Below are 17,694 nucleotides of genomic sequence, written 5' to 3'. Positions count from 1 at the left end.
ATTAAATCACAACTTAATGATTCGAATACTTACATTATTATCCCTCTTCTTTTTAATAACGACAGCAGTAATCGCTCAGGAAAGTACCGCTTCAAAGCAAGTTTCTACTTATTTTGTTGAGGCGCCACAACTTCAAACAACAAAGAAAATCTGGGTCTATTTACCTATAAATTATTCTGCTTCAAAAAAGAAATATTCTGTAATCTACATGCACGATGCACAGAATCTATTCGATACCAAAACATCGTACAACGGTGAATGGAATGTGGACGAAAAACTGGACAGCCTAAAAGCACAAGTTATTGTTGTAGGGATCGAACATGGAAATGACAAAAGAATCGATGAACTGACGCCTTTTAAAAACGAGAAATATGGTGGCGGAAAAGCGGATAGATATTTAGAATTTATTGTGAAAACACTCAAACCACAAATTGACAAAACGTATCGAACTAAAACTAAAAGTAAAAATACTATTATCATGGGAAGTTCCCTTGGCGGACTCACTTCTTATTATGCTGTTTTAAAATATCCAAAAATTTTTGGAAAAGCAGGTGTATTTTCTCCTTCGTTTTGGTTCAGTAAAGACATTTATAATTTAACTGAAAAATCTAAAAAAATAAAATCTAAAATTTATTTCTTATGTGGCGATAATGAAAGTGACGATATGGTTTCAAATGTAAACAAAATGGAATTTTTATTAAATTCAAATCGATGTTACTGTCTTAACTTGAATGAAAAGAAAATCGTAAAAGCCGGACAACACAATGAAAAGTTATGGCGAGATGGTTTTGTAAAAGCCATTTTATGGCTTGGCTATTAAATGGCATCTTTAAAGAAACTCATTAATTTTTAGTGTATAAAATCAGATTCAAATGGAATTAATTTTAAGAGAATACAACCTCAAATTAAAACATACCTTTACGATTTCAAGAGAATCGATTGACTTTCAACCTTCTTTGATCGTGGAACTGCAGTGTGAAGGATTTTCCGGTTTTGGAGAAGCAACTTCTAATCCCTATTATAAGACTACAGTTCCGGTAATGATGCAGGATTTAGAAAAAATTCGCACAGTAATTGAAGCTACTGCAAATGAAACTCCCGAAGAATTTTGGGCAAAGATTCATCCTTTTCTAAAACACGACATGTTTGCGTTATGCGCTTTGGACATGGCATACAATGATTTGTACGCACGTAGAAAAGGAAAGAAATTATACGAATTATGGAATTATACTAGCGATACAAATCCATTGACAGATTACACGATTGGAATTGCTTCCATCGAAAAAATGGTTGCTAAAATGAAGGAATTGCCTTGGCCCATTTATAAAATAAAATTGGGTACGAAAGAAGATATTGCCATTGTCACCGAACTTCGGAAACATACCAATGCCATTTTTAGAATTGATGCCAACTGTGGTTGGGGCGTCGAAGAGACCATTAATAATGCAATCGAGTTAAAAAAGCTAGGGGTAGAATTTCTGGAACAGCCCATGAAAGCGGACAATTGGGAAGGACATAAAGAAGTTTTCAAACATTCTGTTTTACCAATAATAGCTGACGAAAGTTGTATCATTGAGGAAGACGTGGCCAAATGTCACCAGCATTTTCATGGTGTCAATGTCAAATTAGTAAAATGTGGCGGACTGACTCCAGGAAGACGAATGATTGAGGATGCCAAAAAATTAGGATTGAAAACAATGGTAGGCTGCATGACCGAATCCACTGTAGGAATTTCTGCTATTGCGCATTTATTGCCGCAATTGGATTATGTAGATATGGACGGTGCATTGCTTTTGGCTGAAGACATAGCAACCGGCGTAACAATTGATTTTGGAAAAATAAGCTATTCTGATATTAATGGAACCGGTGTAACTTTAATGTAATTTTAAATGAAAGTCAGCCAATTTCCGGATCGAATAATTGAAATAAACAATGAAGACTATTTGTATTTTGGAGGAACGGCCTATTTGGGTTTGCCCACGCATCCTGATTTTCAAAAACTGATTATCAAGAATATTTTACAGTGGGGAACGGCTTACGGGAGCTCCAGAAGTGCCAATGTTCAACTTACCGCTTACGAAAACGGAGAACAATTTTTAGCCGATTTCATTAAAGCAGAAGCTGCACTTACGATTTCTTCCGGTATGCTGGCAGGGAAATTAGTTGTTGAAGCACTGATATCGCAAACCGATTGCTTTTTTCATTTTCCGAATACGCATCCTGCGATAAAAGTGCCAAACAGTCTTCCTTTTTTTATTGGAGAAAAATTAAATCCCCGTTTATTGGATGACACAATTGAAAAAATTACAGTTTTAACGGATTCGGTTCCCTCTTTTCATGTACGACCAATCGATCTTTCTGTTCTGAAGTCGATTCCGTCCAATAAAGAAATCACTTTGGTTATTGATGAATCGCATTCGTTAGGAATTTTGGGTACAAATGGCTGCGGAATTTTTTCGACAATCAATCTTCCTGATATTAAACGAAAAATTATGATGGCGTCCTTAGGGAAAGCCTTTGGATTGACTGGAGGTGTAATTGCCAGCGATTCTGAATTTATAAATCAGATGGCAATTCATGATACACTTGTTTCCAGTGCCGGAATGAATGCCGCGTTTGTACAAACAATGGCTGACGCATCAGCACTCTACATCCACCAACATCAAAAATTAAAAAATAATTTGAACTACCTTGATGCACATTTAAATAAAAATAAAGCTGTTCATTTTGATCCCAATTATCCGCTAATCTATCCAGAAATTGAAGGAATAAATAAAATTTTTATTGCCAATAAAATCATAGTAACTAATTTTAAATATCCAACCTTAGACTTCAAGGATTTAAACCGAATTGTCGTTACTGCCAATCACAAAAGAGAAGATTTGGATAAACTAATTCACATTTTGAACCAAATTCAATTCTAAATCTAAAATTGTGATGCAATTGCTTTTTAAACGTACCTTTGTAAAAAATTAGAATATGATGACAAATAACGATATCTTTAAAAAACTTCGTGTAGCTTTAATGCTGCGTGACGATCAAATAGTTGAAATATTAGAATTAGTAGATTTTAGAATCACTAAATCAGAATTAGGTGCTTTTTTTCGTGATGAAAAACACGAAAATTATATGGAATGTGGCGACCAAGTGTTGCGCAACTTCCTGAACGCATTGGTAATACACTTGCGTGGAACGAAGGAAAATCCAAAGAATCCAAATGATGTTTTAGCCAAACATAAAGCACAAATTCCTGTAAAGGAAGGAACTTCTGAAAGAGCTGAATTTAAAGCAAAGCCAAGAGACGAGGAGAAATCAAGAGGTGACGAAAGTCCTTCAAAATCGAAGCCTGCTGCTAAGAAACCGTTCAAAAAACAATTTTCAAAAGGAGCTCCAAAGGTGCAAGTAGTGGAGAAAGTAAAATTTAATTTTGGAAAGAATAAAAAATCATAAGTTAAGAAGCAGATTTCTGCACTTGGAATAAATTAAACCAAAAAATCCTGAATGAGAGTTCAGGATTTTTTTTGTTCAGCAACAAAGTTCCCAAATCGAGAATTTATTTATATCTTTGCCTAAGAATTTCAATTGAATATGACAAGAATATTTGTAAAAGGAGCTTTGAGAGATTATTGGAAAATACATCCTGATACCGAACAATACTTAAAAACTTGGTACGATACCGCTTTACATGCCAATTGGAAGACTCCAAATGATGTAAAACAAAATTATGCCAATGCAAGTATTCTTAAAGATGGTAGAATTGTTTTCAACATAAAAGGCAATTCATATCGATTGGTGGCAAAATTTAATTTTGAAAATCAATGGATATTTATACGATTCATAGGAACTCATTCCGAGTATGATAAAATAGATGCCGATACAATTTAAAAAACAAAAAAAATGAACATTACTCCAATAAAAACCGAATCTGATTATCGAATTGCATTAAAAAGATTCGAACTTCTTTTTGACGCTAAAAGCGGAACTCCTGAAGGTGATGAAGCTGAAATTCTTGCGGTATTGATTGACGAATATGAAAAAAAACAGTATCCAATAGAAGCCCCCGACCCAATAGAAGCCATAAAAATAAGAATGGAAGAAATGCAATTGAAGCAGATTGATTTAGTTGATGCTATTGGTGGAAAAAGTAGAGTTTCAGAAATCTTGAATCGCAAGCGAAAACTTACTATTGAAATGATTCGCAATTTAACAATCCGCTTAAACCTTTCTCCAAATGTATTGATTTCAGACTATCAGTTAAATTTAAAATAATTATGAAATATATTTTAACCTTTTCGATATTATTTTTCAATACCTTATTTTTTGGACAAACCAATAAAACGGAAGAACCCGCAATGTTTTTGGATTCAACTTTAGTTGCTTCAACAACGATGCGACATATCGACCCAAATGCATTTGAATCTTTAAATGTTATCAAAAAGGACACCACAATAAATGGGGTTATATATCGTGGTCAAATTTACATTACTTCCAAAGACCCTAAAAAATATGATTTCATAAGTTTGGAACAAATTAAATCTGAATTTACCAAAATCAAAAGTAACGATGTCATATATATGGTAAATGGAGCATTTATAAAAGACAATATTGCTACTTTCAAATTAGACCGAAACTATATTTTAGAAGTTGAAGTCACTAACTCAGAAGCCTTTTACAATTTAAGAAAAAGTGATACCAAATTTGACATCATAAACATTTTAGGTAAAACCAAAGAAAATTTAGATGCTAAAAATAAGACGCTACTAAGAGGTCATGAAGTTATTGGTATTAAATAGATTCTGTTTTTAATACTGTTTAAATCTAATTTAGGAGCTACAGCTTAGCATAGAACATCCCACTTTATCTCTAGCCCAATCCGGTCTTTTGGCAAACCATTTTTGAAAATTTGGTTGTTCATCGTATGGATTTTTAAGCATTTCAAATAATTCGTTTAGCAAAGCATAATCACCCTTGTCTGCGTCATCAATACACAATTGTGCCATATAATTTCGCAGTACATATTTTGGATTCACTGTATTCATTTGCTCTTTCCTTTCAGAATCTGACAGTGTTTCTTCATTGATGCGAATGCTGTACTTCTCAAACCAATCGTGCCATTCTTTCATGATTGTTTCCTCTAAGTCCTTTTCATTATAAAAAGCCTCTATTATAGTATTAAAAGCAGTTACTGTACTATCCTCTTTGGTAACAGTACTTAGATTTCTAAAGAAAATAGTCATATCAGTTTCTACCTTTTCCAACAATTGGGTCAAATGTTGAATCAAAACTACATCTTGTTTTTTTTTGATTTGGAAACCGAGCTTATTTCGCATCATATTCAAATACTCCTTTTCGTAATCAGTACTAAAAGCGTCCAAAATAGTCTCAAGCGCTTTTGCATCCTGAATTAAAGGATACAAAGCATTCGCTAATTGATACAAATTCCATAAGGCAATTTCAGGTTGATTGCCAAAGCGGTATCGTTTATGCTGATTATCGGTTGTATTAGGTGTCCAACCGGAATTGTAATCTTCCAACCAACCATAAGGTCCGTAATCAATGGTAATTCCATGAATAGACATATTATCGGTATTCATAACTCCGTGAACAAAACCTACGCGTTGCCAGTGTACAATCATGTTTAGCGTAGTCTGGGTAACTTCTTGAAAAAAGGCCAGATATTTTTCTATCCCTTCTCCTTTAATATTAGGAAAATGATGTCTGATAGTGAAATCGGCTAATAATTTGAGATTAACGTGGTCTTCTCTAGAAGCAAATAATTCAAAACTACCAAAACGAATAAATGATGGAGCCACTCTGCAAACGATAGCACCCTTTTCGTAAGCAGGATTTCCATTATATAAAACATCACGCAATACTTGATCGCCAGAAAGCATTAGCGAAAGCGACCGTGTTGAGGGAACACCCAAATAATGCATTGCTTCGGCACACAAATGTTCTCGTATCGAAGAACGCAAAACGGCAAAACCATCAGCAGTTCTGGAATATGGCGTAGGGCCTGCTCCTTTCAGTTGTAAAGTGTATGTATTATTGTCACGAACAACCTCAGTAAGATTAATGGCACGACCATCCCCTAATTGCCCAGCCCAGTTTCCAAATTGATGTCCGGCATAACACAATGCAAAAGGTTTTGTTTCTGGATAAAGCGTACTTCCTGAAAAAGTATTTAAAAAATCAGCGGAAAGTACATCTTCACTAGAAAGACCGATCGTATTTGCCACTTCATTTGAAGCATGAATTAGCGAAGGATTTGAAGGTTTTTCGGGAAATACGTATGAGTAACAAGCTTGCTGAACCTGTCTGGGCACATTAATTTGATTGGGATCAGCAGGCAATTCGGCAGTGAAATTATTTTTTATATGGAGTTTCATAATAACTAAAAAATATTAAAAACAAAGATAATTGTTGTAAGCCAGAAAACTTTGCACTTTCAATTAATATTATGATTTGTTTTATCTAAAAACGCAGTTGCCAAAAAACAAAAAAATCCTGTTCGCCGCGGCAAACAGGATTTTCAATATATAACTATTTTCTAATTAAGAAAGTGCTGCTTTTACTTGATCCGCTGCTTCTTGAAATTCTACAGCAGATAAAATTGGCATTCCTGAATTATCAATTAATTCTTTTGCAATAGCTGCATTCGTTCCTTGTAAACGAACAATGATTGGTACTTTAATTGCATCACCCATATTTTTGTAAGCATCAACAACTCCTTGCGCCACACGGTCACAACGAACGATACCTCCAAAAATATTAATTAAAATTGCTTTTACGTTTTGATCTTTTAAGATAATACGGAAAGCAGTTTCAACACGTTTTGCATCAGCAGTTCCACCTACGTCAAGGAAGTTAGCAGGCTCAAAACCAGCATACTTGATTAAATCCATAGTTGCCATCGCTAAACCAGCTCCGTTTACCATGCATCCTACTGTACCGTCAAGATCTACATAATTTAATCCTACTTCTTTTGCTTCAACTTCGATTGGGTTTTCCTCTCGAACGTCACGCATATCAGCATATTTCTTTTGTCTGTATAAAGCATTATCATCGATATTTACTTTAGCATCTACAGCCATAATTTTATTGTCAGATGTTTTCAAAACTGGGTTGATTTCAAACATCGAAGCGTCAGATCCAATATAAGCATTGTATAAAGAATCGATGAATTTCACCATTTCTTTGAAAGCATTTCCTGAAAGACCTAAGTTAAAAGCAATTCTTCTTGCTTGAAAACCTTGCAATCCAACAGAAGGATCAATTTCCTCCGTAAAAATCAAATGTGGAGTGTGTTCCGCAACTTCTTCAATATCCATTCCACCTTCAGTAGAGTACATAATCATGTTACGACCTGTAGCTCTATTTAATAAAACAGAAACATAAAATTCAGAAGTTTCACTTTCACCAGGATAATAAACATCTTCAGCAATTAAAACTTTGTGTACTTTCTTACCTTCAGCAGAAGTTTGAGGTGTAATCAATTGCATTCCGATGATTTGCTCAGAAATCTCTTCAACTTGTTGTAAATTTTTGGCAAGTTTTACTCCACCACCTTTACCACGTCCACCGGCATGAACTTGGGCTTTTACAACATACCAACTTGTACCCGTTTCGGCAGTTAATTGTTTTGCAGCAGCAACCGCTTCTACTGGGCTATTAGCCACGATTCCGCGCTGAATGCGAACGCCGTAGCTAGCTAAAATCTCTTTTCCTTGATATTCGTGTATGTTCATAATATAGAATTTGTCTGGATTCTGAATTTATTTCAGAATAAAAGTGCCACAAAAATAGCAAAATTAAACGTAACTGTTATTTTTTTTTCAATTTAAATGGTGACTAAAGACGGATATTTTAAACCCGGAGATCAATAGCAACAAAATATAAAAAATATAAAAATTAGTTACTAATTTGTTATAAATAGTGAACGAAAACCATCAGTAAAACATTTCTGGCAAAATTTCATACTTTACGGGTCAAATTTCATTTTGTTTTTGTCGAAAAGTCAAATCGGAAGTCCTTAAATGGTATTATTGTGATTTAATTACCCTTTTTCTATTAGAACTGTAAAAACAAGGTGTTTTTAACTTTTAAGCCTGATATATGTTACTAAATCTTTAATTTTGTAAAAAAATATTAAGCATGAAAGTTAAAGAACAAGGCCTTTATTTGCCCGAATTTGAACACGACAACTGTGGCGCAGGATTTATTTGTAATTTGAATGGAATTAAGTCTAACGATATTATCCATAAAGCACTCGATATCTTAATAAAATTAGAACATCGTGGTGCCGTAAGTGCTGATGGAAGAACTGGAGATGGAGCAGGGATCCTATTTGATATTCCTCATGATTTTTTTAAGAAAGTATGTAATTTTGAAATTCCAGATGCTCGACAATATGCTGTGGGAATGGTTTTTATGCCTAAAAGTCCAAATCAAGTACTTTTTTGCAAAACGACTTTTGAGTCTGCTGTAAAAGATCAAAATTTAAAAATAGTAGGTTGGAGAGATGTTCCTGTAGATGTTTCAAATCTAGGCCAAATTGCAGCCGAAAAAGAACCAACTGTAAAACAAGTATTTGTTGATAAAAACGGATTGGATCTTACCGAACAACAATTTAACGCCAAAATGTTTGCTGCTAGAAAAATTGCTGAACATACAATCCGAAATTCAAGGATTTCAGAAAGCCATATGTTCTATTTTTCAAGTTTCTCCACGACAACTATTATATATAAAGGGTTGTTGATGCCAGAAGATATCAGCAGATACTATACTGATTTGTTAGACGATGATTTGGTAACCCGATTAGCCTTGGTTCACCAACGTTTTTCTACCAATACTTTTCCATCTTGGGAATTAGCACAACCTTTCCGTTACATGTGTCACAATGGCGAAATCAATACACTTCGTGGTAATATTAGCCGGATGCGTGCTCGAGAAGAATTGATGAAAAGTGATGTTTTTGGCGAAGATATCAAAAAATTATTCCCAATTATTTTAGAAGGAAAATCTGATTCCGCATCAATGGATATGGTAATCGAACTGTTATTGATGACAGGTCGTTCTTTGCCAGAAGCCATGATGATGGTTGTTCCAGAAGCTTGGGAAAAACACCAGACGATGTCAGCAGACAAAAAAGCATTTTACGAGTACAACGCTTGTATTATGGAACCTTGGGATGGTCCAGCTTCTATTCCGTTTACAGATGGTGACGTTATTGGTGCTTTATTAGATAGAAATGGATTACGTCCATCTCGTTATACATTGACTAAAAGTGGCTTTGTCATTATGTCTTCAGAGATTGGTGTTCTTGACATCAAACCGGAAGATGTGATTCAGCACGGACGTTTAGAACCCGGAAAAATGTTTTTGGTTGACATGAACGAAGGCCGGATCATTGAAGATGATGAGATCAAAAATGCAATTGCTACCAAACGTCCTTACAAGCAATGGTTGGATGAAAATTTATTGCAATTAGCACAAATTCCGTACACTGACAATCCAATCCCTACCGAAAATGTTGATTTTGAAACGAGACAACGTTTGTTTGGTTACACCATAGAGGATTTAAAAACAATCATAAACCCAATGGGAACGCAAGGTGCAGAAGCATTAAGTTCTATGGGCAATGATACGCCACTAGCGGTTTTATCTGATCATCCACAACTTTTATACAACTATTTTAAACAGTTATTTGCTCAAGTTACTAATCCTCCGTTGGACGGTATTCGTGAAGAAATTATTACGGATATCAGTTTAGCGATTGGTGGCGATTATAACATCTTCGATATTGTTCCAAAACATTGCAAAAAACTAAAAATTCAAAATCCGGTTATTTCAAATGAGGATTTGGATAAAGTACGAAATATAGATCATGTCGATTTCAAATCGGTGACTATTTCCACGTTATATGACATCGAAAAAGGAGTAAATGGACTGGAACGTGCTCTCGAAAGAGCGGTGCAAGCTACTTTTAAAGCGGTTTCAGAAGGATGTAATATCGTAATCATTTCTGATAGAGGCGTAAGCGAAAAAATGGCTCCAATACCAATGCTATTGGCTTGTTCTTATATTCACCACTCGTTAAATATTCTAAAAGTACGTTCAAAATTTGGAATTATAATCGAATCTGCTGAACCTCGCGAACCGCATCATTTTGCCTTATTATTTGGTTATGGTGCCAGCGCAATAAACCCTTACATGGTAAATGAAATCATTCATAACCAAGTTAACCAAGGTTTTATTAGTGGTATAAAAGCGGATTATGCCATTAAAAATTATAATAAAGCCATTGCAAAAGGGATTCTGAAAATCATGAATAAGATCGGTATCTCTACTTTACATTCGTACAGAGCTGCACAGATTTTTGAAATTTTAGGATTAAATAAAACATTTACTTCTAAATATTTCCCCTATACTCCTTCCAGGATTGAAGGAATTGGTCTAATGGAAGTCGAAAAAGAAATCAAAAAAAGATATCAGAAAGCTTTTCCAAATTCGAAAGTAGCCAATCTATTACCTCTTGAAATTGGAGGTATTTACAGATGGAGAAGGTCAGGAGAGAAACACATGTTTAATCCAACGACGATTTCTAAATTGCAACAAGCAGTTCGTTTAAACAGTCCTGAAAGCTATAAGGAATACGCCAATATGGTTAATGACCAAAGTAAAAACTTAATGACTATTAGAGGTTTATTTGAATTCAACAACTTAGATCCTATTTCAATTGACGAAGTGGAACCTTGGACCGAAATTGTAAAAAAATTCAAAACTGGCGCCATGTCTTATGGATCAATCAGTCAGGAGGCGCATGAAAATTTAGCGATTGCCATGAATAGAATTGGCGGGAAAAGCAATTCGGGAGAAGGTGGAGAAGATTCAAAACGTTTCCAAAAAGACTTAAATGGAGATTCTAGAAATAGTGCTATCAAGCAAGTAGCATCTGGCAGATTTGGGGTTTCTATCAATTATTTGACAAATGCCAAAGAGATTCAGATAAAAATGGCGCAAGGTGCAAAACCGGGAGAAGGTGGACAGTTACCAGGTGAAAAAGTAGTGCCTTGGATTGCTGAAGTTAGAAATTCAACGCCTTATGTTGGATTAATTTCTCCGCCGCCACATCACGATATTTATTCTATTGAAGATTTATCACAGTTGATTTTTGATTTAAAAAATGCCAATCGTGAAGCTAGAATTAATGTGAAATTAGTTTCGGAAGTCGGTGTTGGAACAATTGCTGCCGGTGTTGCTAAAGCAAAAGCCGATGTGATTTTAATTTCAGGATACGATGGAGGAACAGGAGCCGCACCATTAACTTCATTACAACACACCGGTATTCCTTGGGAACTTGGACTTGCCGAAGCACAACAAACCTTAATCTTAAATGATTTAAGAAGTCGCGTAGTTTTAGAATGTGACGGACAATTAAAAACTGGACGTGATGTCGCGATCGCTGCATTACTTGGTGCGGAAGAATTTGGTTTTGCAACTGCTCCTTTAGTTGCATCGGGTTGTATTATGATGAGAGCGTGTCACTTGAACACCTGTCCAGTTGGTATTGCTACACAAGATCCGGAACTGAGAAAAAACTTCAAAGGAACGCCAGAACACATCATTAACTTCATGTATTTTATTGCTGAGGAGTTGAGAGAAATCATGGCACAATTAGGATTCAGAACATTAAAAGAAATGGTGGGACAATCGCAAAAATTGAATGTCAATAAAGCCATTAAGCATTATAAAGCGAGTGGATTAGATTTATCTACCATTTTATACAAACCAGAAAAAGCAAAAACAGTTCCAAACCATAATACAACTACGCAAGATCACGCATTAGAACATGTACTTGACTTTGACATTATAAAAGCGGCGATTCCTTCTATTTATCGAAAAGAAAGAACCAGAGTTACTTTTAAAATTAAAAATACGGATCGTTCCGTTGGAGCTATATTGAGTAATGAGATTTCTAAAATATATGGCGCACAAGGCTTGCCTGACGACACAATATTAGTTGATTTTGAAGGCTCAGCTGGACAAAGTTTTGGTGCTTTTGCAACCAATGGTTTATCCTTTAAAATACATGGGAACTGTAATGATTATTTAGGAAAAGGACTTTCCGGAGCTAAATTAATTATTAAAGTCCCACCAACTGCCACTTTCAAGCCAGAAGAAAATATTATCATTGGTAACGTTGCACTTTATGGAGCAATCACAGGTGAAGCGTATATTAATGGTATGGCTGGAGAACGTTTTTGTGTTAGAAATTCTGGAGCGATAGCAGTTGTAGAAGGAATTGGAGATCACGGATGCGAATATATGACAGGTGGAACTGTGGTAGTTCTAGGAAAAACAGGAAGGAATTTTGCGGCAGGTATGAGCGGCGGTATTGCTTATGTTTTTGATCCAAATAAAAAATTCGACGCTACCTTATGTAATATGGAAATGGTCGCTTTTGAAACATTCGAAGAGGATGACTTTGTTAAACTGAGACGCCTGATAAAAAATCATTCTATGTATACCAATAGCCCTTTGGCAAAAAGGATTTTAGAAGATTGGGAAAACCAACGCAACCTTTTTGTCAAAGTAATGCCTACTGATTACAAAAAAGCATTACAGAGAATAGCAGAAGAAAAAAAAATTGAAGAACTAATAGCAGTGTAGTCATGGGAAAGATAGGTGGATTTAAAGAATATAGTAGAACCGACGAAAGTAATGTTGCAGTTCCAGAAAGAGTATCGAATTATAAGGAGTTTACAATTCCGTTAGCCAAAGATAAAATCAAAGAACAAGGGTCAAGATGTATGGATTGTGGTATTCCATTTTGTCACAGTGCCTGTCCCTTAGGAAATTTGATACCTGATTTTAATGACATGGTGCATCAAGAAGAATGGGAAAGTGCATTGGAGATTTTACAATCAACAAATAATTTTCCTGAATTTACAGGTCGTTTGTGCCCTGCTCCATGTGAAAAGTCATGTGTATTAGGAATTATAAGTGAGCCCGTAGCAATCGAAAATATTGAAAAAAACATCATTGAAAGAGGTTTCGCAGAAGGATGGATAAAACCACAACCCCCAGAAATTAGAACAGGGAAAACTGTTGCTGTAATAGGTTCCGGTCCTGCTGGATTAGCCGCTGCACAACAATTAAATCGTGCTGGTCATACAGTAACTGTTTTTGAAAGAGACAATGCCATTGGTGGGTTATTACGTTATGGAATTCCAAATTTTAAATTAGAAAAAGGAATTATTGACAGACGAGTTGCTGTTTTAGAAGCTGAAGGAATTACTTTTAAAACGAATGTAAATGTTGGCGTAAACTATAATGTTAAAGAATTAAAATCTTTTGATACTATCGTATTATGTGGTGGTGCCACCGAAAAAAGAAGTTTACCCACCAAAGGAATAGAAAGCAAAGGAGTTGTTCAAGCAATGACTTTCTTGACACAACAAACTAAAACGCTATATGGTGAGCTAATTGCTGATCAAATCAAAGCAACTGGTAAAGATGTTATCGTTATTGGTGGTGGTGATACTGGTTCTGATTGTGTTGGGACCTCAAACAGACACGGTGCAAAATCGGTAACTAATTTTGAGATTTTACCAAAACCACCAGTCGGAAGAAGCGAAACCACACCTTGGCCTTTTTGGCCATTACAATTAAAAACTTCCTCCTCTCATGAGGAAGGTTGTAATAGAAATTGGTTGATTAACACCAAAGAATTCATTTCAAATGAAAAAGGGGAATTAACAGGATTAAAAACGGTTGAAGTAGCCTGGAAAATGACAGCTGGACAAAGACCTGAACTGGTTGAAAAAGAAGGATCCGAAAAAATATGGCCTTGTGATTTAGCTTTATTAGCTCTTGGATTTACTGGTCCTGAAAAAACATTAAGTGATCAATTAGGATTAGCAATTGATATGAGAAGCAATTATAAAGCGACCAATTATCAAACGAATGTTCCTCATATATTTACTGCGGGTGATATGCGAAGAGGACAATCATTAATTGTTTGGGCAATATCTGAAGGGCGTGAAGCTGCCAGAGAAGTCGATAAATACTTGATGGGTTATACCAATCTACCAACCAAAGGAAATGGAGATTTACCCAGCTTATAGTTATGAACGATATCTAATAACCCTTGATAAAAAAATTGTCAAGGGTTATTTTTTTTAAAATTTCAAACAAATGTTTAATTTATAACTTATTGTTATAATTTGTTAGAATTCAAATATTAGCTTGTGGGACTAAATAAAGAGTAATAAATTTGCTCAAAATTAATAATCATGCAATCAAAAGACTTAGTACAATTAGCAGAACAATTTGGCAGTCCATTATACGTTTACGATGCCGAAAAAATACAATCTCAATATAATAGATTAACGAAAGCTTTTTCAAAGGTAGATAATTTGCGTATCAATTATGCTATGAAGGCTTTGTCTAATGTTGCTATACTTCAGTTATTAAAAGAAATGGGCTCAGGATTAGATACCGTTTCCATTCAAGAAGTATTATTAGGACTTCATGCCGGGTATGATCCAGAAAAAATATTTTATACCCCAAATGGTGTCTCTCTTGAAGAAATTGAAGAAGTTTCAGCCATGGGAGTTCAAATAAATATTGACAACTTATCCATATTAGAGCAGTTCGGAACAAAATATCCAAACGTTCCTGTATGTATCAGAATAAATCCGCACGTGATGGCTGGCGGGAATGCAAATATATCTGTAGGTCATATTGATAGTAAATTTGGTATTTCTGTTCACCAATTACCTCATTTAGTTCGAATTGTAGAAAATACAAAAATGAATATTGTGGGAATTCATATGCATACAGGATCTGATATTCTTGACATTGAAGTGTTTTTATATGCCGCAGAAATATTGTTCGACGCAGCAAAAAACTTTAAAAATCTAGAATTTTTAGACTTTGGAAGTGGATTTAAAGTACCTTATAAAAAAGATGATATTGAAACTGACATTGAAGAATTAGGTAAAAAACTTTCAAAAAGATTCAATGCTTTTTGTGTCGAATATGGTAAAGAATTAACTTTGATATTTGAACCAGGGAAATTTTTAGTGAGTGAAGCTGGATTCTTTTTGGCAAAAGTCAATGTCGTAAAACAAACTACTTCAACTGTTTTTGCTGGAATAGACAGTGGATTTAATCACCTAATAAGACCAATGTTTTATGGTTCACAACATCATATTGAAAATATTTCACACCCAAAAGGAAAAGAACGTTTCTACTCCGTAGTCGGATATATTTGTGAGACAGATACTTTTGCCAATAACAGAAAAATTGCAGAAATAAAAGAAGGTGATATTTTATCATTTAGAAATGCAGGAGCGTATTGTTTCTCTATGGCTTCAAACTACAACTCCAGATACAAACCAGCCGAAGTATTATGGATGAACGGTGAAGGACATCTAATCAGAGCACATGAAACCTTTGAAGATTTACTTAAAAATCAAATTCCGTTACCCGTAGCAATGGCAACAGTTTAAAATACAAATCCCGTCTCAATTTTAATGAAACGGGATTTTTTTTGATCAAAAATAAATAAGAAGCAATCGTTACTTTTTATCAAAAAGAGTTTCCAGCACTTCAGACTCTGTACCATTAGTAAATGGGATTTTTAACATTTGCGAAAGCGTGGGTGCAATTTGAGTTATGACTTTTTTAGTGTGCAATTCTCCTTTTGGAACTTGCCATCCATAAAAAAGTAAAGGCACATGTGTATCATAACTGTTAGGTGAACCATGTGTAGTCCCTGTGGCTTGATACTGCATATAACCTGTTTTGTCAAGTATAACAATTTCCCCGTTTTGCTTAGGATCATACCCCTTCGAAATAAAACTTAAAAAATAATCGTCCCCGGTTGAAGCTAAAACTTCTTCTTCGGTATACACTCTTTTCACTTGTTCTTGCGACATCAAAAAGTTTTTAAAACTTTGCTTAACTTTCATCAGTTCTAAACCTTTTTGTTTAATAATTTCTTTATTAAAAAAAAGATTTGAATTAGAATAATCCAATATTAAATCTGCGCCAAAAGTTTCATTAGAATGTTTTTTTAATGCCTCTACAATATCTTGCGAAGGAATATTTTTAACATTGTATTTATTATCTTTTAAATAATTTGGATTTTCAGCTCCGGCGTGATCCGCCGTTAAAAAAAGTAAATAATTATCTTTCCCGACAGTTTTGTCTAAATAGTTTAATAACTGGGCCATTGTTCTGTCTAAACGCAAATAAGTATCTTGTAACTCCATAGAACGCGGTCCAAAAGTATGCCCTACATAATCCGTTGATGAAAAACTAACTGCCAAAAAATCCGTAATATCATCTTTACCTAATTCTTCTTTTTCTATAGCTTTCATCGCTAATTCGGCCAAAAGATCATTACCAAAAGGAGTTGATCGCAAAACATCAGCTCCTTTTTCTTTAAATATCTTATTTAAATCATATGGGAAAATTGGTGCTCTCGCTTTGTCTAATTTCCCTTCATACGGATTATCATCAGGTAGACTTTCATTATAAGTAGCAATAGGCTTTAATAAATCCCAACCTTGATTAATGTAATTCATGTATCGTTTTTCATCGTTGAATTCCGTTACCCAGTTAGGCAATTTCGAACCATAAAAAGTACTTGAGATAAAAGCACCCGTTTTACTGTACCAAAATGCCCAATTAGCAAAATGACCCGCCGGTAAAATAGCTCCACGGTCTTTAATACTCATCCCAATTACCTTTCCTTTAAAATTTGTAGCCATGCGCAACTCATCAGTAATGGTAGTACTGAGCAAGTTTTTGGGAGACATTGCCCCCTCCTTTTCTGTACCGTTACCTAATATTGAAACAGATGCATCATCCGTACAATACATATCTTTTCCTATTGCTTTATTAAACCACTCGTTCCCAACTATACCATGTGTAGACGGCGTAGTTCCAGTATAGATACTTGCATGACCCGGAGCAGTATAAGTGGGCACATAATTGTAATGCATATTATGAAATGTGTAACCCTTATTCATTAATCTTTTGAAACCATCCTCAGAAAAATCACCTGAAAAACGATATAAATATTCCATTTTCATTTGGTCTACCACTATACCAACTACTAATTTAGGTCGTTGCTGAGCTTGTGAGTTTAAAGAGATAATAAAGGCTAAAAACAAAATAATTCTTTTCATAATATAATTTATATTTACAGCAAAAATACAACATAAAGTTTAATCAGCCTCTGAACAAATCCTGAAGGGTAATAAATTAATCTATTCTTAACTCTATTAAAATATTTACTTAAAACTTAAATAATAATTTCTTTGTAGATGTTTTAAACCTATTTAATACCGAAAAAAATATTTTTGAACACTTTATAATTACGATAATTATGGAAATATGAAACAATAAAAAACCACTTATAAAAATTTTTTATCACAACACTTACTTCAAAATCAATGGGTGAAATTTATAGACCCAAAGAAAATAATTGCAGAAATATACTTTAATAAAGAAGTCATGTTAGCATCTTATACCTAGAAATTAGAAATCAAATATTGACAATGGACTTGCTAACTTTACCTGCATAAAAAGTTAAGAATAAAACCTTAATTTTAACTTATGAAACAAGTGCGTAAAATTTATGACCGAGCTTTTAAAGAGAAAGCCGTTCAATTGAGT

13 protein-coding genes are annotated in these 17,694 nt (G+C 34.5%); 10 read left to right on the top strand and 3 right to left on the bottom strand.

The genetic code is table 11. The annotated features are described in order from the left end of the window. The first annotated feature begins 16 nt into the window (after positions 1–16). The 7 genes from ACNQGJ_RS13670 to ACNQGJ_RS13640 all read left to right on the top strand — a co-directional run bounded on the left by ACNQGJ_RS13670 (position 17) and on the right by ACNQGJ_RS13640 (position 4,793). Entirely contained in the window at positions 17–820 is an 804-nt protein-coding gene (locus ACNQGJ_RS13670; RefSeq protein WP_417974080.1) for an alpha/beta hydrolase, read from the top strand. A gap of 52 nt (positions 821–872) precedes the next feature. Then, complete coding sequence (locus ACNQGJ_RS13665; protein ID WP_417974082.1) at positions 873–1,883, top strand: dipeptide epimerase; 1,011 nt, start codon at positions 873–875, stop codon at positions 1,881–1,883. Positions 1,884–1,889: 6 nt separating this feature from the next. Continuing rightward, the gene (locus ACNQGJ_RS13660) at positions 1,890–2,924 is read left to right on the top strand and encodes an aminotransferase class I/II-fold pyridoxal phosphate-dependent enzyme (protein WP_417974084.1); all 1,035 of its coding nucleotides are present in this window, start codon (positions 1,890–1,892) and stop codon (positions 2,922–2,924) included. A 58-nt stretch (positions 2,925–2,982) separates the two neighbouring features. Continuing rightward, positions 2,983–3,450: a DUF1456 family protein gene (locus ACNQGJ_RS13655; RefSeq protein WP_417974110.1), complete on the top strand. Its 468-nt coding sequence runs from the start codon at positions 2,983–2,985 to the stop codon at positions 3,448–3,450. 138 nt (positions 3,451–3,588) lie between these two features. Further along, complete coding sequence (locus ACNQGJ_RS13650; RefSeq protein WP_417974086.1) at positions 3,589–3,885, top strand: type II toxin-antitoxin system HigB family toxin; 297 nt, start codon at positions 3,589–3,591, stop codon at positions 3,883–3,885. Between the two features lie 12 nt (positions 3,886–3,897). After that, on the top strand, positions 3,898–4,269 hold the full coding sequence (locus ACNQGJ_RS13645) for a helix-turn-helix domain-containing protein (RefSeq protein WP_417974088.1): 372 nt from the start codon (positions 3,898–3,900) through the stop codon (positions 4,267–4,269). A 2-nt stretch (positions 4,270–4,271) separates the two neighbouring features. Then, entirely contained in the window at positions 4,272–4,793 is a 522-nt protein-coding gene (locus tag ACNQGJ_RS13640; protein ID WP_417974090.1) for a hypothetical protein, read from the top strand. A 30-nt stretch (positions 4,794–4,823) separates the two neighbouring features. Here ACNQGJ_RS13640 and ACNQGJ_RS13635 read toward each other — a convergent pair whose 3' ends face one another. Together ACNQGJ_RS13635 and sucC are read right to left on the bottom strand one after the other, a co-directional pair. After that, entirely contained in the window at positions 4,824–6,392 is a 1,569-nt protein-coding gene (locus tag ACNQGJ_RS13635) for a protein adenylyltransferase SelO (protein ID WP_417974112.1), read from the bottom strand. Positions 6,393–6,554: 162 nt separating this feature from the next. Further along, positions 6,555–7,748 (bottom strand): ADP-forming succinate--CoA ligase subunit beta, encoded by a 1,194-nt coding sequence (gene sucC / locus ACNQGJ_RS13630; RefSeq protein WP_417974092.1) that lies wholly within the window; start codon positions 7,746–7,748, stop codon positions 6,555–6,557. A 406-nt stretch (positions 7,749–8,154) separates the two neighbouring features. On the opposite strand from sucC, the gene gltB reads away from it, so the two are divergent. The 3 genes from gltB (at position 8,155) to lysA (ending at position 15,518) form a co-directional block, all read left to right on the top strand. Then, positions 8,155–12,672, top strand: coding sequence for a glutamate synthase large subunit (gene gltB, locus ACNQGJ_RS13625; protein ID WP_417974094.1), 4,518 nt, complete (start codon positions 8,155–8,157; stop codon positions 12,670–12,672). A 2-nt stretch (positions 12,673–12,674) separates the two neighbouring features. After that, a complete protein-coding gene (locus ACNQGJ_RS13620) occupies positions 12,675–14,129 on the top strand; it encodes a glutamate synthase subunit beta (RefSeq protein ID WP_417974096.1) in 1,455 nt (484 codons plus the stop codon). A 168-nt stretch (positions 14,130–14,297) separates the two neighbouring features. Next, complete coding sequence (lysA, locus tag ACNQGJ_RS13615) at positions 14,298–15,518, top strand: diaminopimelate decarboxylase (protein WP_417974098.1); 1,221 nt, start codon at positions 14,298–14,300, stop codon at positions 15,516–15,518. Between the two features lie 69 nt (positions 15,519–15,587). Here lysA and pafA read toward each other — a convergent pair whose 3' ends face one another. Beyond that, positions 15,588–17,204: an alkaline phosphatase PafA gene (gene pafA / locus ACNQGJ_RS13610; RefSeq protein WP_417974100.1), complete on the bottom strand. Its 1,617-nt coding sequence runs from the start codon at positions 17,202–17,204 to the stop codon at positions 15,588–15,590. Positions 17,205–17,694 lie beyond the last annotated feature (490 nt).

The organism is Flavobacterium cryophilum (assembly GCF_048286555.1).
GTDB lineage: Bacteria > Bacteroidota > Bacteroidia > Flavobacteriales > Flavobacteriaceae > Flavobacterium.
This window is presented reverse-complemented; position numbering and strand designations above follow the sequence as displayed.